At 67.7% G+C, this 22,864-nt stretch carries 20 protein-coding genes; 7 read left to right on the forward strand and 13 right to left on the reverse strand.

The window, feature by feature from the left end:
* Positions 1-42: 42 nt before the first annotated feature.
* The gene (locus V7026_RS00760) at positions 43-2,583 is read left to right on the forward strand and encodes a chemotaxis protein CheW (protein WP_334153337.1); all 2,541 of its coding nucleotides are present in this window, start codon (positions 43-45) and stop codon (positions 2,581-2,583) included.
* Here the strand turns inward: V7026_RS00760 and V7026_RS00765 are convergent.
* The 13 genes from V7026_RS00765 to V7026_RS00825 all read right to left on the reverse strand — a co-directional run bounded on the left by V7026_RS00765 (position 2,572) and on the right by V7026_RS00825 (position 18,245).
* Entirely contained in the window at positions 2,572-3,480 is a 909-nt protein-coding gene (locus tag V7026_RS00765) for an SDR family oxidoreductase (protein ID WP_334153338.1), read from the reverse strand. The two genes, V7026_RS00760 and V7026_RS00765, sit on opposite strands and share 12 nt — an antisense overlap.
* 17 nt (positions 3,481-3,497) lie before the next feature.
* Positions 3,498-4,517, reverse strand: a complete 1,020-nt coding sequence (locus V7026_RS00770; protein WP_334153339.1) for an NADP-dependent oxidoreductase — start codon at positions 4,515-4,517, stop codon at positions 3,498-3,500.
* Between the two features lie 38 nt (positions 4,518-4,555).
* Complete coding sequence (locus tag V7026_RS00775) at positions 4,556-5,026, reverse strand: PaaI family thioesterase (RefSeq protein WP_334153340.1); 471 nt, start codon at positions 5,024-5,026, stop codon at positions 4,556-4,558.
* Positions 5,007-5,798 (reverse strand): SDR family oxidoreductase, encoded by a 792-nt coding sequence (locus V7026_RS00780; protein WP_334153341.1) that lies wholly within the window; start codon positions 5,796-5,798, stop codon positions 5,007-5,009. The genes V7026_RS00775 and V7026_RS00780 overlap by 20 nt, the downstream gene beginning before the upstream one ends.
* A gap of 59 nt (positions 5,799-5,857) precedes the next feature.
* A complete protein-coding gene (locus V7026_RS00785) occupies positions 5,858-7,702 on the reverse strand; it encodes an acyl-CoA dehydrogenase (protein ID WP_334153342.1) in 1,845 nt (614 codons plus the stop codon).
* Positions 7,702-8,877: an acetyl-CoA C-acyltransferase gene (locus tag V7026_RS00790; protein ID WP_334153343.1), complete on the reverse strand. Its 1,176-nt coding sequence runs from the start codon at positions 8,875-8,877 to the stop codon at positions 7,702-7,704. Before V7026_RS00790 ends, V7026_RS00785 begins: the two co-directional genes overlap by 1 nt.
* 29 nt (positions 8,878-8,906) lie before the next feature.
* The gene (locus tag V7026_RS00795) at positions 8,907-11,024 is read right to left on the reverse strand and encodes a 3-hydroxyacyl-CoA dehydrogenase NAD-binding domain-containing protein (protein WP_334153344.1); all 2,118 of its coding nucleotides are present in this window, start codon (positions 11,022-11,024) and stop codon (positions 8,907-8,909) included.
* Positions 11,025-11,147: 123 nt separating this feature from the next.
* Positions 11,148-11,846, reverse strand: coding sequence for an ABC transporter ATP-binding protein (locus tag V7026_RS00800; protein WP_334153345.1), 699 nt, complete (start codon positions 11,844-11,846; stop codon positions 11,148-11,150).
* Between the two features lie 36 nt (positions 11,847-11,882).
* Positions 11,883-12,683, reverse strand: coding sequence for an ABC transporter ATP-binding protein (locus tag V7026_RS00805; RefSeq protein WP_334153346.1), 801 nt, complete (start codon positions 12,681-12,683; stop codon positions 11,883-11,885).
* Position 12,684: 1 nt separating this feature from the next.
* On the reverse strand, positions 12,685-13,977 hold the full coding sequence (locus tag V7026_RS00810; protein ID WP_334153347.1) for a branched-chain amino acid ABC transporter permease: 1,293 nt from the start codon (positions 13,975-13,977) through the stop codon (positions 12,685-12,687).
* A gap of 19 nt (positions 13,978-13,996) precedes the next feature.
* Positions 13,997-15,013, reverse strand: a complete 1,017-nt coding sequence (locus V7026_RS00815) for a branched-chain amino acid ABC transporter permease (RefSeq protein ID WP_334153348.1) — start codon at positions 15,011-15,013, stop codon at positions 13,997-13,999.
* Positions 15,014-15,163: 150 nt separating this feature from the next.
* The gene (locus tag V7026_RS00820; RefSeq protein WP_334153349.1) at positions 15,164-16,465 is read right to left on the reverse strand and encodes a branched-chain amino acid ABC transporter substrate-binding protein; all 1,302 of its coding nucleotides are present in this window, start codon (positions 16,463-16,465) and stop codon (positions 15,164-15,166) included.
* Positions 16,466-16,607: 142 nt separating this feature from the next.
* Complete coding sequence (locus V7026_RS00825) at positions 16,608-18,245, reverse strand: 3-(methylthio)propionyl-CoA ligase (RefSeq protein ID WP_334153350.1); 1,638 nt, start codon at positions 18,243-18,245, stop codon at positions 16,608-16,610.
* A gap of 182 nt (positions 18,246-18,427) precedes the next feature.
* Here V7026_RS00825 and V7026_RS00830 point away from each other — a divergent pair, with 182 nt between their 5' ends.
* From V7026_RS00830 to V7026_RS00855, 6 genes are read left to right on the forward strand one after another with little or no spacing between them, the layout of a single operon-like run.
* The gene (locus V7026_RS00830) at positions 18,428-19,111 is read left to right on the forward strand and encodes a Crp/Fnr family transcriptional regulator (protein ID WP_334153351.1); all 684 of its coding nucleotides are present in this window, start codon (positions 18,428-18,430) and stop codon (positions 19,109-19,111) included.
* Positions 19,112-19,157: 46 nt separating this feature from the next.
* Positions 19,158-20,723 (forward strand): protein adenylyltransferase SelO, encoded by a 1,566-nt coding sequence (locus V7026_RS00835; protein WP_334153352.1) that lies wholly within the window; start codon positions 19,158-19,160, stop codon positions 20,721-20,723.
* Between the two features lie 9 nt (positions 20,724-20,732).
* The gene (gene msrB, locus V7026_RS00840; protein WP_334153353.1) at positions 20,733-21,152 is read left to right on the forward strand and encodes a peptide-methionine (R)-S-oxide reductase MsrB; all 420 of its coding nucleotides are present in this window, start codon (positions 20,733-20,735) and stop codon (positions 21,150-21,152) included.
* A gap of 39 nt (positions 21,153-21,191) precedes the next feature.
* A complete protein-coding gene (locus tag V7026_RS00845) occupies positions 21,192-21,725 on the forward strand; it encodes a septation protein A (protein WP_334153354.1) in 534 nt (177 codons plus the stop codon).
* Positions 21,722-22,003, forward strand: coding sequence for a BolA family protein (locus V7026_RS00850; RefSeq protein ID WP_334153355.1), 282 nt, complete (start codon positions 21,722-21,724; stop codon positions 22,001-22,003). Before V7026_RS00845 ends, V7026_RS00850 begins: the two co-directional genes overlap by 4 nt.
* 57 nt (positions 22,004-22,060) lie before the next feature.
* The gene (locus V7026_RS00855; RefSeq protein ID WP_334153356.1) at positions 22,061-22,843 is read left to right on the forward strand and encodes a peptidylprolyl isomerase; all 783 of its coding nucleotides are present in this window, start codon (positions 22,061-22,063) and stop codon (positions 22,841-22,843) included.
* The last annotated feature ends 21 nt before the right edge of the window (positions 22,844-22,864 follow it).

The raw sequence follows: 22,864 nt of genomic DNA on the forward strand, positions 1-22,864 counted from the left end.
GTCCGTCGTGATCATTCATCACCTTCCGCATCGCGCTCACCCATGAGCCCATCCGCAGTCCCCATCGACAACTACCTGCCCTACATGCCCGACGTCACGCGCTGCGAGACGTCGCTGCGCGAGCTGAACCTAATGTGGCGCCTGATCGAGTCCACCGCGCGCATGGTTTGCCCGCAGGAGGCGCAGGCCATCCTGCCGACGATTGCCGCCACGCGCGCTGGCTTCGACCGCTTGGAGCGTGAGCTGGTGCGCAGCCTGGTGGCCGAAAAAATCGAGCATGTAATGGCGGCGCTGGGCACGCGCGCCGGCTACGTGATCGACATCATCGTGCGCAACCTGTACGAGCGCACGGCCGACGTCGGCTTTTTGGCCACCGACCGCGTGCTGTGCGAGTTCGTCGCCGGGCTGAGGCGCGACGTCGATGCCGTGCGCGCGCGGCTGCTGTCGTACCGGCGCAAATACACGGTCTACGACGAGATCCTGCTGCTGGACCTGCAGGGCAACGTGCTGGTGCAGACCGACCCCGAGCACGCGCTGGAGGGCACGCAGGACCCGCTGCTCGGGCAGGCGTTTGCCGCGGACGGCTACGTGCAGATCTTTCGCCCGACCGACCTGCGCCCCGGGTTGGGGGCCTGCCTCATCTACGCCCAGCGCATGCTGCACCCGACGACACGCCAACCGGTGGGGGTGCTGTGCCTGGTGTTTGGCTTCGAGGCCGAGATGGCCGGTATCTTCCGCTCACACGGCGACCCGGCCGGCCGCTCCATCCTGCTGCTGCTGGACGCTCAGGCGCGCGTCATCGCCAGCTCCGACGAGCACTGGATCGGGCGCGGCGCGCGCGTGCCGGTCAATCCCGACGGCGCGCCGCGCCTGCTGCTGCACGCCGGGCGCGAGTACCTGGTCTGCACGCGCCGCGCCGAGGGCTACCAGGGCTACCTGGGCCCGGAGGGCTGGCAGGGGCAGGTGATGGTGCCGGTGGACCTGGCCTTCACACGCGACGAGGGCAGCGCGCTGGAGGCGCTGGACCCCGGCACCGCCGCCGGCCTGCTGTCGCACGCGCGCAGCTTCAGCACGCCGCTGTACGAGGTGATCCGCGCCACCGAGTCGATCCGCCGCGTGGTGTGGAACGGCCAGGTCGTCACCGCCGGGCGCGACATCGACCGCCAGCGCCTCAAGACCATCCTCGACCAGATCAGCGAGACCGGCGCGCGCAGCAACACGCTGTTCGCGCAGTCGGTGCGCGACCTCTACGACACCGTGCTGGCCTCCGGCCTGCAGCGCGTCGGCTTCGTCGCCCACCTGGCGGTGGACCTGCTGGACCGCAACCTATACGAGCGCGCGGACGACTGTCGCTGGTGGGCGATGACACCGGGGCTGCGCACCATTCTGGCGCAAGAGGCGCCCCAACCCGGTGCCATGGAGACGATGGCCGGCATCCTGCGCTACATCCACTCGCTCTACACGGTCTACACGCGGCTGTTCGTCTACGACCGCGGCGGCCGCATCGTCGCACAGTCGCACGACGGTGGCGATGACGGTCTGGTGAGCCGCCGTGTTGACGACGCCACGCTGCAGGCGGTGCTGGCACTGCCGGACGAGCGGTGCTACCACGTCTCGCCGTTCCAGGTGGAGCCGTGGACCGACGCACGCCCGACCTACACCTACCACGCCGCGATCCGCCACCCGGAGGACGGCCACGTCGTCGGCGGCATCGGCATCGTCTTCCACGCCGAGCGCGAGCTGCTGGCGATGCTGCGCGGCGCCGTCGGCCAGCGGCCGGACGCGCGCGCCTACCTGACCGACCGGCAGGGCCGCGTCATCGCCAGCACCGACCCGGCCACGCCGGTAGGGACGGTGCTGGCGGCCGCCGGGCCGTGGCTGGAGCTGCCCAACGGCGCCACCGCCAGCCGCGTCATCGAGCACGAGGGGCGCTACGTGCTGCTGGGCGCCTCGGCCTCGGCCGGCTACCGCGAGTTCAAGACCAGCGACGGCTACCGCGACGACGTGCTGGCCTTCGTGATCGAGACGCTGGGCCCGGTGCGGCGCGCCAGCGCCCGAGTCGGCGGCGGCCATGACGACGGCTGGACGCACGGCACGGCGCGCGGCGGGCAGGAATACGCCACCTTCTACCGCGGCACTGACCTGTTGGCGCTGGATGCGGCGTGCGTGCGCGAGGCGGTGCCGGCCGAACGCATGACCGGCGCCCCCACCAGCGGCCACCCCGCGCGCATTGGCCTGCTGCCGCCGACCGACAACACCGCCGTGCGCCACTTCCTGTGGGTGTACGACCTCGGCCGCCTGCTCGGCGTCGCCGCCCCGGCGGACACCGCCGTGCAGGGCCGCCAGATCATCCTGGTGGAGCACGGCGGCCAGACCGCCGGCCTGCTGGTCGACGAGCTGCACGCCGTGCCGGAGTTCGCGCCGAACGAGATCATCGAGGCGCCGTTCGGCGGTGCCGCGCGGCGGCTGATCGACCGCCTGATCCGCGCCCGTGGCGGCGAGGTGCTGATCCCGGTGGTGGACACCGTGCGGCTGTTCGCCGCCCTGCGGCAGGGCGAGGAGCGGCTGGCTTCAGCCGCCTGAACGCAGCGCCGCGCGCAACTGCGCGCCGACCTCCGGCCGGTCGGCGAACGGGTCGGGCGGGTTGCGGCCCTCGACGATCGCCTGCAGGCGCTGCGCCACCGGTGCCAGGGCATGCGGGTGGCTGTAGATGTAGAAGCGGTCCTGCCCCATCGCCTGGAACACCTGCCACGCCACTTCGGCTGCGGTCACCTTGCCGCTGCTGACCGCCTTCTCGCTCATGGCCTGCCCGATGAGCTGGCTGCGCGTCGGGGCAGCCGAGGGTAGGTCCGCCGGGCGGTTGCGCTGGCTTTGGCTGATGCCGGTCGGCACGAAGTACGGGCACAGGACGCTCGCGCCGACCTGGTCCGTGACCAGCCGCAGGTCCTGATACAAGGTCTCGGTCAGCGCCACCACCGCGTGCTTGCTGACGTTGTAGACCCCCATGTTGGGCGGCGTCAGCAGCCCGGCCATGCTGGCGGTGTTGACGATGTGGCCGCGCCAGGCGGGATCGGCCTGCGCCGCGGCCAGCATCATCGGCGTAAAGACACGCACACCGTGGATCACGCCCCACAGGTTGACGCCCAGCACCCACTGCCAGTCGGCGACGGTGTTTTCCCACACCAGCCCGCCGGCGGCCACGCCGGCGTTGTTGAAGACGAAGTGCGGCGCGCCGAAGCGGGCCTGCACGGCCTGGCCCAGATCGTCCATCTGGGCCGCGTCGGCCACGTCGACGCGCCGCGCCAGCACCGGCACGCCGGCCGCCTCCGCCTCAGCGCGGGCGCGCTCCAGCGCATCGGGCTGTACGTCCACCAGCACCAGGTTCATGCGGCGCTGCATCGCGATGCGCGCCACCTCCAACCCGAAGCCGGAGCCGGCCCCGGTGATGACGGCCGTGCGGCCGGCGAAGTCGGTGATCATGGGCGGGCCCTCGCGGTTCAATCCACCAGCTTGACGAGCTGCTTGCCGAAATTGCGGCCCTTGAGCAGCCCCAAAAACGCCTCGGGTGCCGACTCGATGCCGTGCGCCACGGTCTCGCGCGGGCGGAAACGCCCGCTGCCGACCAGCTCGCCCAGCTCCGCCAGCGCCTGCAGCCACACCTCCATGTGTTCGCTGACGATGAAGCCCTCGATGCGCATGCGGTTGATGAGGATCAGCGACGGGTTGAGCATCGGCAGCGGCTGGCCGTCGTAGCCGGCGATCATGCCGCACAGCGCCACGCGCGAGAACGCATTCGCGCGCAGCATCACCGCATCCAGCACGGTGCCGCCGACGTTTTCGAAGTGACCATCGATGCCGTTCGGACAGGCGGCCTTCAGCGCACGCGCCAGCGCGCCCAGATCGCGGTGCTCCCTGTAGTCGATGCAGTCGTCAAAGCCCAGCTCGTCGCGCACATAGGCGCATTTGTCGGGCCCGCCGGCGATGCCGACCACGCGGCAGCCGCGCTGCTTGGCCAGCACGCCAACCGCGCTGCCGACGGCCCCGCTGGCCGCACTGACGGTCACCGTCTGGCCCGGCTTGGGGTCGATGATCTTGACCAGCCCATACCAGGCCGTCACCCCCGGCATCCCCACCGCGCCCAGGTAATGGCTGGGCGGCACGCGCGAGACGTCCACCTTGCGCAGCAGCCCCGGCTGTTCGGCATCGACCACGCTGTACTGCTGCCAGCCGCCCATGCCGACGACCCAGTCACCGGGCGCATAGCGCGGGTGGCGGCTGTCCACCACCTGGCCGACGGTGCCGCCGATCATCACTTCGTTCAGCGGCTGTGGCGCGGCGTAGCTCTTGCTGTCGTTCATGCGGCCGCGCATGTACGGGTCCAGGCTCAGATAGTGGTGGCGCACCAGCACCTGGCCGTCGGCCAGCGCGGGGGTTTGCGTCTCCACCAGGCGGAAGTTGTCGACGGTGGCCTCGCCCTGGGGGCGGCTGACCAAAAGGATCTGCTTGTTCAGCGGCATGGAACACGACTCCAAAAAAAGCTGCGGGCTGGCCGCGGTCAGTCGGTGGGGACGACGCCCGCCTCAGTCGCGGGGCCGTTCAGATCGCGAACGTCCCGCCCCGGGGCGGGCAAGCGACGCACGTAGCGAAAGGTGCCGGTGGCGTGGGCGCACAGACGCCCTGCCGCGTCGCGGATCTCGCCATCGGTGAAGGCCATCGTCGCCGTGCGGTGCAACAGCCGCGCACGCGCCACCAGCGACCCCTGCGCCGCCTGCATGAAGCTGGTTTTCATCTCGATGGTCACGACTCCCATGTCGCGCCGCACACTGCGCGCGGCATGCGCCATCACCACGTCGAGCAGCGTCATGCTCGCCCCGCCGTGCACCACGTCGAACGAATTCAGGTGCTCGGCACCGGGGACGAAGGCGATTTCCGCCTCCCCCTCCGCCCAGCGCCGCAGCCGAAAACCCAGCAGCTCGACGAAGGGGATGCGGACGCTGAAGGGCAGATCAGCCGCCGGTGACGACACTGACGCCCCCGTCCACGGCTAGCCATTGCCCGGTGATGTGTTTGCCCGCGTCGGACGCGAACAGCACCACCGTGCCCTTGAGGTCCTCGTCGTCGCCCAGGCGCTGCAGAGGTGCGTGCGAGGCCAGGCGTTCCTCGCCCATGGCCTGCAGCGTCCCACGGGTCATTTTGCTGGGGAAGAAGCCCGGGCAGATGGCGTTGACGCGAATGCCGTAGCGCCCCCACTCCGCCGCCAGCGCGCGGGTGAAGTTGATCACTGCGCCCTTGGAGGTGTTGTAGGCGATGGTCTTCATGTCCGGCGGGTTGCCACCCAAGCCGGCGATGGAGGCAACGTTGACGATGCTGCCGCGGCGGCGCGGGATCATGCTGTGCTTGCCCACGTACTGGCTGAGGATAAAGTAGCCGCGGATGTTCAGGTTCATCACCTTGTCCCAAGCCTCCAGGGGATGTTCCTCGGCCGGCGCGCCCCAGGCGGCGCCCGCGTTGTTGACCAGGATGTCGATGTCACCCAGGCGCTGCAGCGTCTCGGCGGCCAGCCGATGGATGTCGTCCTCGCGGGCACAGTCGGCGGCGATCCAGCGCGCATCGATGCCTTGCGACTGAAGCTGAGCCGCGGCCTCCTCCAGCTCGTCGGCCTTGCGGGCGGTCAGCATCACCTTGGCGCCGGCCTCGCCCAGCGCTTGCGCCAGTTGCAGGCCCAGGCCGCGCGAGCCGCCGGTGACGAGGGCCGTGCGGCCACTCAGGTCGAACAATTGCGCAATCGTGCGGGTCATCTCGGGGTCTCCTCGGGGTGTTCGGATTCGGACGGACAATCGCTCAAACGGGCCAACGCTCAAAAAGCGTCTTCGGGCATCTCGGCGCAGGTCAGATCGCGCTCGCGCACGACCTGCAGCCACGCCGTGGTCTTGGGCAGTTCGTAGTGGAAGAAATACCGGCAGGCCTGCAGGCGACCGCGGTTGGCGGCATCGTCCCGGCCGGCGGCGGCCAGCGCCACGTCGAGCCAGATCCAGGCAAGCACGGTATGGCCAAAGGCCTGCAGATACGGCACCGCATTGGCCAGGGCCGGCAACGGGTCGCCGTCCGCCCAGGCCGCCTGCGTGGCGGCACGGACGGCGCCCCAGGCACCGTACAGCGCATCCGCATGCGCGGCCAGGACTGGCACCCCGCGGGCGCGCTCGATGGTGGCGGCGATGCGCACACCCAGCAACTGCATGCCCCGCCCCTCGTCCATCAGCACCTTGCGGCCCAGCAGGTCGAGCGCCTGGATGCCGTGCGTGCCTTCGTGAATCATGTTGAGGCGGTTGTCGCGCCAGTACTGCTCGACGGGAAAGTCGCGTGTATAGCCGTAGCCGCCGTGCACCTGGATGGCCAGACTGTTGGCCTCCAGGCACCATTCGCTGGGCCAGCTCTTGGCAATCGGGGTCAGCACCTCCAGCAGCAGGCGTGCCTCGTCGGCCGCTGCGGCGTCGCCGGTGTGCTGCTCGTCCACCAGGCGCGCGCAATACAGCTCCAGCGCCAACGCGCCTTCGCAGTAGGCCTTCTGGGCCAGCAGCATGCGCTTGACGTCGGCGTGCTCGATGATGCGCACGGGCGGCTGCGCCGGGTCTTTGCCCGCCGGGCCGATCGGGCGCCCCTGCGGGCGGTTGCGTGCGTAGTCCAGACTCGCCAGATAACCGGCCATGCCGAGCATGGTGGCGGCCATCCCGACCCCGATGCGCGCCTCGTTCATCATGTGGAACATGTAGCGCAGGCCCTGCCCCGGCTCGCCGACGCGGTAGCCGATGGCACCGGCGCCCCGACCGTCCAAGCCCGGGGCACGCACCGGGTAGCGGCCTTCGCCAAAATTGAGCAGGGTGTTGGTCGTGCCACGCCAGCCGCATTTGTGGTTCAGACCGGCCAGGGCCACGTCGTTGCGCTCGCCAGTCAACCGGCCCTCCGCATCCACCAGCTTCTTGGGCACGATGAACAGCGAAATCCCCTTCACCCCCGGCGGCAGCCGGCCGTCGGGGCCGGGAATCTTGGCCAGCACCAGGTGCACGATGTTCTCGGTCAGCTCGTGCTCGCCGGCCGAAATCCACATCTTGTTGCCGCGCAGCCGGTAGCGCGGCCCCAGCGGGTCGGCCTCGTAATCATCGCCGTCGGGCACCGCCCGCGTGGCGATGTCGCTGAGGCTGGAGCCGGCTTGCGGCTCGCTCAGGCACATGGTGCCGGAAAAGCGCCCGGCAAACTCGTGCAGCGCGAAGGCGCGGCGCTGCGCCTCGGTCCCGTGCGCCATCAGCAGATTGGCGTTGCCCACCGTCAGCATGCCGGCCCCGATGCTGACCGAGGCCGCCGCGAAGAACGCATTGCCCGCCGCCTCCACCGTGTAGGGCAATTGCATGCCGCCGATGGCGTAGTCCTGCGCGGCACTGAGCATGCCGCTGTCGGCGTAGGCCTTCCACGCCTCGTGCGTGGCGGCCGGCAGGATCACCCGCTCGCCGTCGAAGCGGGGCTCCTCCGTGTCCACCAGCCGGTTGAAGGGCGCGTATTTTTCGCGCGCGATGCGCTCGCAGGTGTCGAGCACCGCGTCGAACGTCTCGCGCGAGTGATCGGCGAAACGCGCCCGAGTGGCGAGGGTCTGCGCCTGCAGCCACTCGTACAACAAAAAGTCGATGGCTGCGCGCAGACCCTGGGCCATCACAGCACCTCGAACACGCCGGCCGCGCCCATACCGCCGCCGATGCACATGGTCACACAGACGCGCTTGGCGCCGCGGCGTTTGCCCTCGATGAGCGCGTGGCCGGTCAGGCGCTGCCCCGACACCCCGTACGGGTGGCCGATGGCGATGGCACCGCCGTTGACGTTGAGGCGATCGGCCGGAATGCCCAGGCGATCGCGGCAGTACAGCACCTGCACCGCGAAGGCCTCGTTGAGCTCCCACAGATCGATGTCGCCCACCGACAGGCCCAGCCGGCCCAGCACCTTGGGCACGGCAAAAACGGGGCCGATACCCATCTCATCCGGCTCACAACCGGCCACCGCAAAGCCGAGGAAGCGCCCGAGCGGCTGCAGCCCCTTGCGCTCGGCCACCTTCTCATCCATCACCACGCATGCGCCCGCGCCGTCGGAGAACTGGCTGGCGTTGCCCGCCGCCACCACGCCGCCGGGCAGTGCCGGCTTGATGTTGGCAATCGCCTCCACAGTCGTGCCCTCGCGCAGCCCCTCGTCTCGGGAGACCGTGACCTCGCGCGTAACCAGGCCGCGCTGCTTGTCGTACACCCCCGCGGTGACGGTGATGGGAACGATCTCGTCGTCGAATTTGCCCGCGGCGGCGGCGGCGCACGCCTTTTGCTGGCTCGCCGCGCCGTACTCATCCATCTGCTCGCGCGTGATGCCATAGCGCTTGGCCACCTGCTCGGCCGTCTGCAGCATGGTCCAGTAGATTTCGGGCTTGCGGGCTGCCAGCGCGGGGTCGAACAGCATATGCTTGTTCATCTCGTTTTGCACGCACGAGATGCTCTCCACCCCACCGGCCACATAAATCTCGCCCTCGCCCGCGACGATGCGCTGCGCGGCCAGGGCGATGGTCTGCAGCCCGGAGGAGCAGAACCGGTTGACCGTGAGGCCCGAGACGCTGACCGGGCAGCCGGCGGCCAGCGCGATCTGGCGCGCGATGTTCATGCCCGTCGCCCCCTCGGGGTTGGCGCAGCCCATGATGACGTCCTCGACCTCGGCGGCGTCGAGGCGCGCGCGCTCGATGGCCGCGCGCACCACGTGTCCACCCAGGGTGGCCCCATGGGTCATGTTGAAGGAGCCTTTCCAGCTCTTGGCCAGCGGCGTGCGGGCGGTCGAAACGATAACGGCGTTGCTCATGTTCGGTTCTCCGGAAATATCGGCCGGCGTCAGGCGGCGGCAAAACCCTTGCCTTCGGCAACCAGGCGTGCGATCAGCGGCGCGGGCTGCCAGAAAGCGGCATCGTCGTGCGGGTTCTTGGCAAAGCGCTTCATCGCCTGCATCACGTTGAACAGGCCGAACTGCTCGGCGTAGTGCATCGGTCCGCCGCGCCAAACCGGAAAGCCGTATCCGGTCAGGTACACCATGTCGATGTCGCTGGCGCGCGCGGCGATTTTTTCCTCCAGGATGTGCGCGCCCTCGTTGACCAGCGCGAACACCAGCCGCTGCACGATCTCCTCGTCGCTGATCTTGCGCGGGGTGATCCCCAGCTCCTTGCGGTAGTCCTCGATCATTTGGTTGACGACCGGGCTGGGGATGGCGTCGCGCTTGCCCGGTTGGTAGTCGTACCAGCCCGCGCCGGTCTTCTGGCCAAAGCGGCCCATCTCGCACAGCCGGTCGGCCGTCTTGCTGTAGCGCAGATGGGGCTTTTCCACATAGCGGCGCTTTCGGATGTACCAGCCCACGTCGTTGCCAGCCAGGTCGCCCATGCGGAATGGCCCCATCGCAAAGCCAAACTTCTCGATCGCGCGGTCCACCTGCTCGGGCGTGCAGCCCTCCTCTAGCAAAAACCCGGCCTGGCGGCTGTATTGCTCGATCATGCGGTTGCCGATGAAGCCATCGCACACGCCGCTGACGACGCAGGTCTTTTTGATCTTCTTGCCCAGGGCCATGACGGTGGCCAACACATCCTTCGCGGTGGCCGCCCCGCGCACCACCTCCAGCAGCTTCATGACGTTGGCCGGGCTGAAGAAGTGCGTGCCGATCACGTCCTGCGGCCGTTTGGTGAAGGCGGCGATCTTGTTGACGTCCAGCGTCGAGGTGTTGGTGGCCAGGATGGCACCGGGCTTCATCACCGCGTCGAGCCGCTCGAACACCTGACGCTTGACCTCCAGGTCCTCGAACACCGCCTCGATAACGATGTCGGCATCGCGGATGTCGTCGTACGACAGCGTGGTGCGCAACAGGCCCAGGCGCTGCTCGGCCTGCTCGGGCTTGAGCTTGTCCTTCTTGATCTGCCCTTCGTACACCGACCGGATGTGGGCCACGCCGCGATCAAGCGCCTCCTGCTTGGTCTCCAGAATCGTCACTGGCAGCCCGATGTTCAGGAAGTTGATCGAAATGCCGCTGCCCATAGTGCCCGCCCCGATCACGGCGACCTGACGGATCTCGCGCAGCGGCGTGTCCTCGGGCACGTCGGCAATCTTGCTGGCGGCACGCTCGGCGACGAACAGGTGGCGCAGCGCCATGCACACCGGGGTGTTCATCAGGTTGACGAAGATCTCGCGCTCATACGCCAGCCCATCGTCGAACCGTTTGGTCGTGGCCGCCTGCACGGCGTCGATGCACTTGAGCGGCGCCGGGTAGTGCTTGGCCTGCGCACCGACCATGTTGCGCGCGAACTGGAAATAGGCGTCGCCCTGCGGATGCCGGCACGGCAGGTGGCGCACCAGCGGCAGCGGCGCGCCGGCGGCATGCTGCGCCGCCACCTCGCGCGCCAGCGCCAGCGCCTCGTCCAGCAGCGACGCCGCCGAGGTCGCCATGCGGTCGAACAGCTTCTGCCCCGGCAGGCTCGCCAGCAGCTCGCTCGCCACCGGCTCGCCGCTGACGATCATGTTGAGCGCCGCCTCCACCCCAATGACGCGCGGCAGGCGCTGCGTGCCGCCCGCGCCGGGGATCAGGCCGAGCTTCACCTCCGGCAGCGCCACCTTGGTGCCGGGCGCGGCGATGCGGTAGTGCGCCCCCAGCGCCAGCTCCAGCCCGCCGCCCATACAGACGGTGTGGATGGCGGCCACGACCGGCTTGGCCGAGTGCTCAAGCGCAAGGATCACGCTCAGCAGGTTCGGATCCTGGTAGGCCTTGGGTGAACCAAACTCTTTAATGTCCGCCCCGCCCGAGAAGGCCTTGCCGGCCCCGGTCAGCACGATGGCGCGCACGGCGGTGTCCTCGTTCGCCCGGTCCAGCCCCTGGGCGATGGCCTGGCGGGTGGACAAGCCCAGCCCGTTGACGGGCGGGTTGTCCAGGGTGATGACGGCCACGTCGCCGTGGACCTGGTAATGAGCGGTCATGGTGCCTCCTCGAAAGCGATGACGGACAAAACTGAACGGTCGTTCGGTTTTGAAGAAATTCTAGGTCGACAGCGGTTCGTCGCCCACCGCCGGGTGTCGCGCGTTTGTCTGCCGGCGGCGGGCTTAGCCCACCTCCAGCCACTCCTTGCGCACGTAGGGGTTGGCCTTGAGCTCCTCCGGCGTGCCGTCGAAGACGATGCTGCCGTGCCCCATGACCAGTGCCCGATCCGAAATCTGCAGGGCGATCGTCAACTTCTGCTCGATCAGCAGCACCGACACCCCCTTGGCCTTGAGCGTGCGCAGGTACTCGGCGACCAGCTCGACGATCTTGGGCGCCAGCCCTTCGGTGGGTTCGTCGATGATGATCAGGTCCGGATCCCCCATCAGCGTGCGGCAAAGGGTGAGCATCTGCTGCTCGCCGCCGGACATCACTCCCGCCTCGGTGTGCTGACGCTCCTTGAGGCGTGGGAACATCGCGTACATGTCGTCGAAGCTCCAGCGCCCGCCCGTGCCCGCACGCTTCTGCCCGAGCATCAGGTTTTGATGCACCGTCAGTTTGGGGAAGATGTCGCGGCTCTCGGGCACGTAACCGATGCCCAGGTGGGCCACTTCGTAAGGCTTGAGGCCGGTGATGCGCTGGCCCTTCCAGCGGATGTCGCCCTCGGCGTCCGCCAGGCCCATGATGGCCTTGGCCGTGGTCGAGCGGCCCGAGCCGTTGCGCCCCAGCAGCGCCACGATCTCGCCGGGCGCCACCTTGAAATGCACACCGTGGAGCACGTGGCTCTTGCCGTAGAAGGCGTGGAGGTTGTCGATTTCGAGCATGGTGAGGCAAATGGGGTTGCGTCGCCGCGTCGCGGCTCAGTGCGCGGCCTCGGCGGCCTGCTGCTCGGCCAGCACCGAGCCCAGGTACGCCTCCTGCACGCGCGGATTGTTCTTGACCGCCTCGGGCGTGTCGAAGGCGATCACCTCGCCATACACGACGACGGCGATGCGGTCGGCCAAGCCGAACACGACGCCCATGTCATGTTCCACGGTCAGCAGCGTCTTGCCCACCGTCACCTCGCGGATGAGCTCGATGAAGCGCTTCGTCTCGCTCTTGCTCATACCCGCGGTGGGCTCGTCGAGCAGGATCACGTTGGCTCCGCCGGCGATGGTGATGCCGATCTCCAGCGCGCGCTGCTCGGCGTAGGTCAGGTTCATCGCCAGGGTGTCGCGTTTTTTGTGCAGCCCGATGCGGTCCAGCAGTTCCTCGGCGCGCTCGTTGACATCGTCCAGGTCGGCCAGAAACTTCAGAAAGGTGTAGCGGTAGCCCAGGCTCCACAGCACTCCGCAGCGCAGGTTCTCGAAGACGCTGAGCTTGGGGAAGATGTTGGTGATCTGAAAGCTCCGACTCAGCCCCAGTCGATTGATCTGAAACGGCTTTTTGCCGTCGATGCGCTGGCCGTTGAGCAGAATCTCGCCGCTGGAGGGCTCGAAGCGCCCGCTGATCAGGTTGAACAGCGTGGACTTGCCGGCGCCGTTGGGCCCGATGACGGCGACGCGCTCGCCGGCGCGCACCGCCAGGTTGGCGCCGCGGATGATTTCGGTCTTGCCAAAGCGCTTCCAGACGTCGCGCAACTCCAGCGCGGGGGTGTCCGAGGGGTTGGGGGTGGTGTGCATGTCAGGCCATCTCCCGCCGTTTGATTTCCTTTTCGATGTCGATCTGGATCTCGCTCCAGTGCTCGCGGAAGCGCCGGCGCGTCACCTCGAACAGGCCGATGCCGGTCAACATCACGAACACCGAGCCAAACCAGCTCTCGACCGCACGGGTGTCGAGCGTCGCGCCCAGGTACTGCACCTCGGGGCCGATCGCCGCATTGAGCTGCAGGTGGTACACCATCTCGATGACGCCGCCCGCCCCCAGCAGGGCCACCAACCCCGTCACGGCCAGGGCCAGGTAGCTGCCCCACAGCTCGCGCAGCCGGCCGAACGCCGCCACCCGCAGGTTCATCATGATCAGGCCGGCGATGCCACCCGGCGCATACATCACCATGAACAGGAACACCAGCCCCAGGTACAGCAGCCACGCCTTCGTCAGCTCGGACAGCAGCACGAGCGCCAGCACCATCAGCACACCGCCGATGATGGGCCCGAAAAAGAACGTCGCCCCACCCAGAAAGGTGAACAGCAGGTAGGCGCCCGAGCGCAGTGGCCCGACCACCTCGGCCGTGACGATCTCGAACTGGATCGCGCCCAGCCCGCCCGCGATGCCGGCGAAAAATCCCGAAATCATGAACGCCAGATAGCGCACGACCTGGGTGTTGTAGCCGACGAACTCCACCCGCTCCGGGTTGTCGCGCACGGCATTCAGAATGCGCCCGAGCGGCGTGCGGGTGAAGGCGTACATGGCCGCCACGCAGACGAAGGTGTAGAGGGCGATCAGGTAGTACACCTGCACCGCTGGACCGAAGGTGATGCCCAGCACCGGGTCGCCGACCACGCGGTTGGCGCTGATGCCCGCCTCGCCGCCGAAGAAGTCCGAAACCATCAGCGACAGCGCGAACACCAGCTCGCCGACACCGAGCGTGATCATGGCAAACGGGGTGCCCGACTTCTTGGTGGTGACGTAGCCAAACAGGATGGCGAAGAAAAAGCCTGCCACGCCCCCGATCAGCGGTATCAGCGACACTGGCACCGCCAACGTCCCCGCAGACACCTTGAGCAGCGTGTGGATGGCCACGTACGAGCCCAGCCCGCTGTAGACCGCATGGCCGAAGCTGAGCATGCCGCCCTGGCCGAGCAGCAAGTTGTACGACAGGCAGGCGATGATGGCGATGCCCATCTGCGCCAGCATGCTGATCGACAGGTTGCTGGTGAACACCTGCGGCGCCAGCAGCAGCACCAGCGCAAACAGCGTCCAGATGATCCAGCGCCCGACGTTGTAGGGCTCGAACTGGTAATAAGCCTTGCTCATGGTTCTCGTCTCGCAGGGATCAGTGGTCGCGCGTGCCCAGCAACCCCTTGGGGCGGAAGATCAGAATCAGCACGAGGAACAGGTAGGGCAGCACCGGCGCCACCTGCGACAGGGTCAGCCTCAGGAAATCCTTGTTGCGCATCGATTCCGACAGCGCCAAGCCCAGCCCCTCCAGCAGCGATCCGATGGAGTGATCCATCGCCACCGCGAAGGTCTGAATCACGCCAATCAGCAGGGACGCGAGGAATGCCCCGGGCAGCGACCCCAGACCGCCGATCACCACCACCGCGAACACCAGCGAACCCAGCGTCGCCGCCATGGCCGGCTCCGTCACGAAGGTGCTGCCACCGATCACGCCGGCCAGACCCGCCAGCCCCGTGCCGACCCCGAACACCATCATGAACACGCGCGGCACGTTGTGCCCCAGCGCTTCCACCATGTGCGGGTGACTCAGCGCCGCTTGGATGACCAGACCCACGCGGGTACGGGTGATGAGCAGCCACAGGCCAACCAGCATCAACACCGCCACCAGCATCATGAACGCGCGCGTGGCCGGAAACGGCGTGCACACCGCGCCTTGGCACAACTCTGCGGCCGCGCGGCCCCAGGTGAATGCCATCGTGTCCTGCGCGGTGTGGATCAGGGTAAACGCCGGCCCTTGCAGCAGCTCCGGCGGACGGAAGTTGACCGCCGTGCGACCCCAGACGAGCTGCACCAGCTCCAACACCACATACGACAGGCCAAAGGTGATCAACAGCTCTGGCACGTGGCCAAACTTGTGGACCTTGCGCAGGCTGTACTTCTCGAACAGCGCCCCGGCCACCCCGACCAGCACGGGGGCAATCAGCAGCGCCGGCCAGAAGCCGACGATGCCGGACATGGCATAGGCGAAGTACGCCCCCAGCATGTAGAAGCTCGCATGGGCGAAGTTGAGCACCCCCATCATGGAGAAGATGAGAGTCAGCCCGGAGCTGAGCATGAACAGCAACAGCCCGTAGCTCACACCGTTGAGCAGCGAGACGATGACGAATTCCATGGCGGGGCGTCACGCGAAAGGATCGAAGAAAACCGACGGTGGGCAAAGGCCTGCCCCATCCGGACACAACCGACTAGTCGGCGTGCCCGGATCGTCGAGGCGGCGGAGAAAAAGCCCTGCGACACGAGGGGCAAAGCCCTCCGCTCCGCATCAGTTGGGCCGCTGCATGGCGCAGCTGGTGGGCGTGCTGGACACGTAGGACGGGAATTCACGCACCAAGGCAAACGTCATGCCGGTGTTTTCCACGCTGTAGGTGAACTTGTTGTCCGTCTTTTGCCAGCGCGACAGATACAGCGGCTGCTGCAGTTGGTGGTCGGTCTTGCGCATCTCGACCTCGCCGTTGTAGCTGGTGAACTTCAGGCCCTCCAGCTCCTTGGCGACCTTGACCGGATCCGTGGACTTTGCCCGGGCCATCGCCTCGCTCAGCCCGCGGTAGATGTGGATGACCGAGCCCGTATAGAAGTCGGCGTTGAACTTCTGCTGGAACTCGTTTTGCCACTGCGAGTACTCGCCACCCATGTGGTAGTGGTTGTACGAGACCTGATACACCTTGCCCGCGGCGGTCTGCCCCAGCGCCGTCGGCGTGCCGGTGCCACCGGCGTAGTAGGTGTAGAACTTGCCGTTGTAGCCCCCTTCGACCGCGGCCTTGACCAGCAGCGCCAGGTCCGAGCCCCAGTTGCCGGTGATCACCGCGTCGGCGCCAGAGGCCTTGATCTTGGCGATATAGGGCGCAAAGTCGCGCACCTGCGCCAGCGGGTGCAGGTCCTCGCCGACCACCTGGATGTCGGGCCGCTTGCGCGCCAGCAACTCCTTCGCGAACTTGGCCACCTGATGGCCGTGCGAATAGTTCTGGTTGAGCAGATAGACCTTCTTGACGTCGGTTTCGTCCTTCATGAAGGTGGTCAGTGCCTCCATCTTCATCGAGGTATCCGCGTCGAAGCGGAAGTGCCAGTAATTGCACTTGCTGTTGGTGAAATCCGGATCCACCGCCGAGTGGTTCAGGAACACGACCTCTTTGCCCGGATTGCGCGCATTGTGGCGCGCCACGGCCTCGATCAGCGCACCGGCCACCGACGAGCCATTGCCCTGCGTGATGTAGCGGATGCCCTGGTCGATGGCGGACTGCAGCGCCGTCAGACTCTCGGCCGGGCTGAGCTTGTTGTCGAACGGCACCACCTCCCACTTGACGCCAGCGGGGTTGTGCTTGTTGGGGCCGCTGAACTTCTCGGCGAAGAACTGAAAGCTCTTGACCTGGTTCGAGCCGACCGGCGCCATCAGGCCCGACAGCGGGTCGATCCAGGCGATTTTGACGGTCTGTCCCGCCAGCGGGGCGTTCGCGGCGGCGGACGCCTGCTCACGTTTGGCCTGACGCGCATTTTGCGCTTGCGCCACGCTGGTCAGCGCCAGACCAACCATGGCGGCCACCGCGAGGGTCTTGAATGCGAACTTCATGCGCTTGTCTCCTTTTATGGGTGGTGGAACGGAATCGAGCTTAGCCATCTGTTGCGGTGCAGCGATCAGGGAAACCCCGCAGAGTTATCACCTTGGCGACTGTCCTTGGGGTGACATTTTTCGTCGAGGCGCGGCCCGCGACTCAAAGCCCCGGAAGGCGGTAGTCGGCCAGCATTTCGCGCAGCTTGACCTTTTGCATCTTGCCGGTGGCGCCCAGCGGGATCGCATCGACGAACACCACGTCGTCGGGGATCTGCCACTTGGCGAGTTTGCCCTCGTAAAACGCCAGCAGTTCCTCGCGCGTGACCTCGGCATCCGGCTTTTTGACCACGACGACGATCGGTCGTTCGTCCCACTTGGGGTGTTTGACACCGATGCAGGCCGCCATCAGGATCGCCCGGTGGGCCATGGCGATGTTCTCGACGTCGATGGAGCTGATCCATTCGCCGCCCGACTTGATGACGTCCTTGCTGCGGTCGGTGATCTGCATGTACCCGTCGGCGTCGATGGTGGCCACATCGCCGGTCGGAAACCACCCGTCCACCAGCGGGCTGGGCTTGTCGCTGCGGTAGTAGTCGCGGATCACCCAGGGGCCCCGAACCATCAGTTCGCCCTGGGTCACACCGTCCCAAGGCAGCTCACGCCCGTCCGTATCGACGATCTTCATATCGATGCCAAAGATCGCCCGCCCCTGCTTGAGGCGGATCTTCATCTGCTCTTCCTCGGGCAGCGCCAGGTGCTTGTTCTTGAGCGTGCACAGCGTGCCCAGCGGGCTCAACTCCGTCATGCCCCAAGCGTGCAGCACCTCCACCCCGTACTGCTCGCGGAAGGCGGTGATCATCGCCGGCGGGCAGGCCGAGCCACCGATGACCGTGCGCTTGAGCGCCGGCAAGCGCAACCCATTCGCCCCCATGTGGGCCAGCAGCATCTGCCAGACGGTCGGCACGCCGGCGGCAAACGTCACCCACTCGGACGCCAACAGTTCGTAGACCGATTTGCCGTCGAGCTGCCCGCCGGGGAACACCAGCTTGCACCCGATGGCCGCCGCCGAATACGGGAGACCCCAGGCATTGACGTGGAACATCGGCACCACGGGCAACACGGCGTCGCGCGCGCTCAGGCACATCACGTCCGGCAGCGCCGCGGCGTAGGCGTGCAGGATGGTGGACTTGTGGCTGTAGAGCGCCGCCTTCGGGTGCCCGGTGGTGCCGCTCGTGTAGCACATGCTGCTTGCCGTATCGTCGGAAAAGCGCGGCCAGTCGTAGGTGGCCGGATGGGCGCCGATCCACGACTCGTAGCTCACCAGATTGGGCACCGTGCCGTCGGCCGTCAGCCGCGCCAGGTGCGCGTCGTCGCACAGCGCCACCCAGCGCTGGACGGTCGGACATTTGTCGTGGATGCCCTTGACGATGGGCCAGAACGTCATGTCGAACGCCAGGACGCGGTCCTCGGCGTGGTTGACGATCCAGGCGATCTGCTCGGGCAGCAGGCGCGGGTTGATGGTGTGCAGCACGCGGCCGGAGCCGCTGACGCCAAAGTACATCTCGAAGTGGCGATAGCCGTTCCAGGCCAGGGTGGCCACCCGCTCGCCCAGGCCGATGTCCATCGCGTCCAGCGCACGCGCGAGTTGGCGGGCACGTCCGGCGGCCTCGCCATAGGTGGTGCGGTGGATGTCGCCCTCGACGCGGCGCGAGACGATCTCGACGTCGCCATGGTGGCGCGCGGCGTGTTCGATCAGGTCAGAAATGAGCAAGGGGCGGTCTTGCATCAAGCCCAGCATGGAAGGCTCTCCTCGTGGTAGGGGGTGGTTTGGAGCGGCACCGAAATCGGCACCGGCTCCGTTAAGCTTACGACTATTGCAAGGTCGCCTCGCCCCCGTCATCCTGACAAACCCGCGGACGGCGCGCGATTTGTCGCCTCTTCGACAGCTTCCGATACGCTGGCCCCCAACCGCTGCCCGCCATGACCCTTGACGCCCGCAGTCCCGCCCGCGTATTTCTGTCCCAGCAGCCGTGGTTCGCGTCGCTTGACGGCGGCATGCGGCAGACGCTGATCGACGCCATGCTCATGCAGCGGGCCGGCCGGGGCGAGTTGCTGGTCCGTCGGGGCACGCCGGTGGATGCCTGGTGGGCGGTGCTGTCGGGCATGGCCAAATTGCAGACCGAAGGTCCCGACGGTCGCGTATCGGCCTTTCTGGGCGTGCCCGCGGGTGATTGGTTTGGCGAGGGTACGGTGCTCAACGGCGGTCTGTGGCGCTACGACGTGGTGGCGCTGCGCGACACCACCCTGATCGGGCTGCCGTTGCCCCATTTTCAGACCCTCTACCGCACCAGCCTGCCGTTCAACCATTACCTCATCCAACGCCTGAACCTGCGGCTGGGGCAGGCCATGACCGCCATCGAAGCCGGCCGGCTGCGCTCGCCCGAGGAACGAGTAGCCCAGTACCTGACCATGTTTTGCGGCTCGGGCGTGCGCAAGATCACCCTGTCGCAAGAGGATCTGGGCCACCTCGCCGGTCTGTCGCGGCAGACCACCAACCGGGTGCTCAAGGCATTCGAGGCGAACGGCTGGATTTCGCTGGAATTCAGCCGTGTCGATGTGCTGCAGCCCGAAGCGTTGGAGACGCTGCTGAACGACCGCGGCTGAGGCCCCGCTGCGGGCAAGGTTGCCCGCCGGGCGGGACAATCGCGCCATGGATGCCGATGTCCCCGCGCTCACACTGCAGCCGGCGCGCTTTGCCGCCCTGGGGCCAGCCTACTGCCAAGCCGTCGCGCCGCAGCCTTTGCCGGCACCGGCCTGGGTTGGCATCAGCCCCCCGGCTGCGCGTGCGCTGGGCCTGCCCCAGGGCTGGACCGACGAACGCCATCTGCACGCGCTCAGCGGCAACGGCCTGCTGCCCGGGGCCGTGCCCGTGGCCACGGTCTACAGCGGACACCAGTTTGGCGTCTGGGCCGGCCAACTCGGCGACGGGCGGGCGCTGCTGCTCGGGGATCGGGCGGGGCCCGACGGCGTGTGGGAGGTTCAGCTCAAAGGCAGCGGCCGCACGCCCTACTCGCGCATGGGCGACGGCCGCGCGGTGCTGCGCAGCTCGATCCGGGAGTTTTTGGCGTCGGAGGCCATGCACGCCCTGGGCATCCCGACCACGCGCGCGCTGTGCGTGACCGGCTCGCCCGCCCCGGTGTGGCGGGAGACGGTCGAGACCGCGGCCGTCGTGACCCGCCTCGCACCAAGCTTCGTGCGGTTCGGGCATTTCGAGCACTTCGCCAGTCTGCGGGACGAGGCCGGACTGCGGGCGCTGGCCGACTTCGTCATCGACCACTTTTACCCCGGCTGCCGCCAACCCGAGGGCCCTGCGGACACGGCACCGTGGCACGACCCCGCCCTGGACGGCCCGTCCCTGCCCTGGGCGACCGAGGGCTGCGCCAACCCGTATGCCCGACTGCTGGAAGCGGTGGTGCGCCGCACCGCGACACTGCTGGCCGCGTGGCAGGCCGTCGGTTTTTGCCACGGGGTGATGAACACCGACAACATGAGCATCCTGGGACTGACGCTGGACTACGGCCCGTACCAGTTTCTGGATGCGTTTGATTCGCGGCACATCTGCAACCATTCGGATCACGGCGGGCGCTACGCCTACGCACGCCAGCCGCAGGTGGCCTACTGGAATCTGCACTGTCTGGCGCAGGCGCTGGTGCCCCTGCTCGACGATACCGAGCAGGCGCTGGCGGCGCTCACTCCCTACCGGGGAACTTTCCTCAACGCTCTGCACCGGCGCATGAACGCCAAGCTTGGCCTGGGCGCGCTACAGGGGGGCGACGCCGATCGGGTGGAGGCGCTGCTGCGCCTGATGGAGGTTGACCGGGTGGACTACCCCATCTTCTGGCGACGCTTGACCGATGCCGTGGCCGAGGGCGCACTGGCCCACAAGGCCGGGGTCGCCATCGGTGCGCTCGGCCCGGTGCGCGACCTGTTCCTGCAGCGCGATGCCTTTGACGCCTGGGCCGCCGAATGGCGGACCCGTGCCCAGACCGAAGGGCGCGACGCCACCCTACAGCGCATGCGCCGGGCCAACCCGCGGGTGGTGCTGCGCAACCACTTGGCCCAACTGGCCATCGAGCGCGCACAGGCGGGCGACCCGAGCGGCGTGGCCGAACTGCTCGACGCCCTGCTCCACCCCGACGCCGACCCCGACCACCCCGCGCTGACCGACTTTCCGCCCGAATGGGCCAGCCGGCTGTGCATCAGTTGCTCCTCCTGACCCACGACCATGGTATACCCCCTGGCAAAGACCGACGACGAGTGGCGCGAGGTGCTGCGCGTCAAGATCGACCGCGGCGAGGCCGAGCCGCTGGCTTTCGAGGTGACGCGCCGCGCCGCGACGGAGCGCCCCTTCAGCGGCCGCTACGAGACCTGGTGGCAACCGGGCCGCTACCACTGCGTGGCCTGCGGCACCCACCTGTTCGACAGCGACACCAAGTTCGATGCCGGCTGCGGCTGGCCCAGCTTTTGGCAGGCCCGCCCGGGCGCGATCGTGCAACGGCTGGACCGCAGCCACGGCATGGTCCGCACCGAAACGCTGTGCGCCGGCTGCGGCGCCCACCTCGGCCATGTGTTCGACGACGGTCCTCCGCCGACGGGCCTGCGCTTCTGCATGAACTCGGCTGCGCTGCATTGGCAGCCGCTGTAATCCGGCGCTCCCGCCCGTCAGCCGCGATAATCCCTGTCCATGCGTTTGCTGATCGACTTTTTCCCGATCGCGCTCTTCTTCGTCGCCTACAAGTGGCACGGCATCTACGCGGCCACCGCCGTGCTGATGGTCGCCACGGCGGTGCAAATGGGCCTGATCTACGCCATCGACCGCCGCCTGCAAACCGTGCAGAAGGTTACCCTGCTGCTGGTGCTGGTGTTTGGCGCGCTCACCCTGACGCTGCAGGACGAGCGCTTCATCAAATGGAAGCCGACCGTGCTCTACGGTGCGATGGCGCTGGCGCTGGCAGCAGCCTTGTGGGGCTGGAAAAAAAACATCTTGCAGGTGCTGCTGGGCAGCCAGCTCAAGCTGCCGGCGCCGGTGTGGTTGCGCCTTGCGGTGGCCTGGATTGGCTACTGCGCTTTCATGGCGGCACTGAATGCCTACGTGGCGGCCTATTTTTCCACCGACGCATGGGTGGACTTCAAGCTCTGGGGCTATGTGTTCCCGGTGCTGTTCCTGGTTGGACAGGGGCTGTACGTCGCCCGCCATCTCAAGGATGACCCCGCATGAACAGCGACCACCCCTGGCCCACCGCCGACGGCCTGGAGCAGGCCCTGCGCGCGGCCCTCTCCCCCACGCGCCTGGAGGTCATCGACGAAAGCGCGGCGCACGCCGGCCACGCGGGGGCCAATGGCCAGGGCCATGGCACGCATTTTCGGGTGCGCATCGCGGCCCCAGCCCTGGCCGGGCTGAACCGGGTAGCCGCCCACCGGCTTGTGTATGATGCGCTGCAGCCCGCATTCGCGGCCGGGCTGCACGCGCTGGCCATCGAGGTGCTGCGCGATTGATGGCCAGCGCCGCGACGCCGGTTTTTTCCGACCTTCCCTCTCTCGGACACTCCTCCCATGAACAACGTATTGTCGCGCGTGGCCGTCGCCACGTGCCTGGCGGCCGGGCTGGCCATGCCGGCCCTGGCCCAGAACGTCGCCATCGTCAACGGCAAGCCCGTGCCCATGGCGCGGCTCAAGGCGCTCGAACAGCAAATGGCCCGCTCGGGCCGCCCGGTGGACGATGCCGTGCGCCAGCAGTTGCGCGAAGAAGCCATCCTACGCGAAATCTTCGTGCAAGAGGCCGACAAGCGCGGCCTGCGCAGCTCGCCCGAGGTCAAGGCCCAGCTCGAACTGGCCACGCAGACCATTCTGATTCGCGAACTGTTCGCCGACTACCAGCGTCGCCACCCTGTGACGGACGCCGACCTGAAGGCCGAATACGACCGCCTCAACGCCACCAGCGGGCAGGAATACCGCGCCCGACACATCCTGCTCGCCAGCGAGGATGAGGCCAAAGCCATCATCGCGGAGCTGGGCAAAGGCGCGCGCTTCGAGGAGCTGGCCAAGCAACGCTCGAAGGACCCGGGCTCTGGGGCCAACGGCGGGGATCTCGATTGGGCCACGCCGGACGTGTTCGTGCCGGAGTTCTCGCAAGCCATGGTCAAGCTGGGCAAGGGCCAAACGACCTCGGCCCCGGTCAAAACGCCGTTTGGCTGGCACGTGATCCGCGTCGATGACGTGCGCAAGGCGCAACTGCCCCCTCTGGACGATATCAAGCCGCAGCTCCAGCAGCAATTGCAGCAGCAGCGCCTGGCCGAGTTCCAGGAATCGCTGCGCAGCAAGGCCAAGGTGCAATAAGGCCCCTGACCCGCCGCCGCG

The organism is Tepidimonas sp. (genome assembly GCF_036825565.1).
Classification (GTDB): Bacteria; Pseudomonadota; Gammaproteobacteria; order Burkholderiales; family Burkholderiaceae_C; genus Tepidimonas.